Source organism: Collinsella sp. (assembly GCF_052346665.1).
Classification (GTDB): domain Bacteria; phylum Actinomycetota; class Coriobacteriia; order Coriobacteriales; family Coriobacteriaceae; genus Collinsella.
The window spans coordinates 1-1287 of sequence record NZ_DAWDUX010000070.1 but is presented as its reverse complement, the minus strand read 5'-3'; the positions used below and the strand labels follow the sequence as shown (position 1 = coordinate 1287).

The 1287-nt window shown below is 62.2% G+C and carries 1 protein-coding gene; it reads left to right on the top strand.

What is annotated here, in order from left to right:
* Positions 1-54: 54 nt before the first annotated feature.
* Positions 55-1287, top strand: a 1233-nt coding sequence (gene glmM / locus ACT8II_RS09215) for a phosphoglucosamine mutase (RefSeq protein WP_443813931.1), incomplete at its 3' end; no start/stop codon positions are given.

Below are 1287 nucleotides of genomic sequence, written 5' to 3'. Positions count from 1 at the left end.
CGCCCCACATCAGACCGGCGTCGTATGGGCGCTGGGCGTATGGAAGGAATGCGAATGAAGTACTTCGGAACCGACGGCTTCCGCGGCGAGGCGGGCACGACCCTCACGGTCGAGCACGCGTATAAGATTGGTCGCTACGTAGGTTGGTACTACGGCGCGCGCCAGAACCGCAAGGCCCGCGTCATTGTGGGTAAGGATACGCGCCGCTCGAGCTACATGTTCGAGTCCGGTCTCGTTTCCGGTCTGGTCGCTTCCGGTGCCGATGCGTACATGCTCCACGTCATCCCCACGCCGGGCGTTGCGTACGAAACCATCGACGGCCGCTTCGACTGCGGCATCATGATCTCGGCGAGCCACAACCCCTATACCGATAACGGCATCAAGCTCATGAACAGCGAAGGCTGCAAGATGGACGAGGAAGTCCTTGAGCTCATCGAGGACTACATCGACGGCAAGAGCGAGATCCCGTTCGCCTCGGGCGATGAGATTGGCTGCACGGTCGATTACATGCAGGGCCGCAACCGCTACATCGCGCATCTGATCGCCAGCGCGAATTTCTCTCTGCAGGGCGTGAAGGTCGGCCTGGACTGCGCGAATGGCTCCGCCTCCTCAGTGGCAAAACCCGTGTTCGACGCCCTTGGCGCCGATGTCCGTATCATCAACAATGCGCCCGACGGCTTCAACATCAACGTCGACTGCGGCTCCACGCATATTGAGCGTCTGCGCCGTCATGTGGTCGAGCAGGGCCTTGATGTGGGCTTTGCCTATGATGGCGATGCGGACCGCTGCCTGGCGGTCGATGATCGCGGTAACGTGGTCGACGGTGACCTGATCCTGTATGTGTGCGGCACCTACCTGCACAAGCACGGCCGTCTCACCGCCGGTACCGTGGTCCCCACGGTCATGAGCAACCTCGGTCTGTTCCGCGCGCTCGACCGTGCCAACCTCAAGTACGAGACTACGCCGGTGGGCGACAAGTACGTCACCGCCTGTATGCGCGAAAAGGGCTATAGCCTTGGCGGCGAGCAGTCGGGCCATGTCATCTTTGGTGATATCGAGACTACGGGAGACGGCATCATGACGTCCCTGCGCATCATGGAGGTCATCCGAGCCGAGCGCATGAAGCTCTCCGAGCTGTGCGCCCCGGTCAAGATCTTCCCGCAGGTGCTCGTCAACGTGCGCAGCGAGCGCAAGGCCGAGCTCGATGAGTGCAAGCCCGTGTGGGACGCCGTTCGCGCGGCAGAGGAGGAGCTGGGCGAGCGTGGTCGCATCCTCGTTCGCACCTCC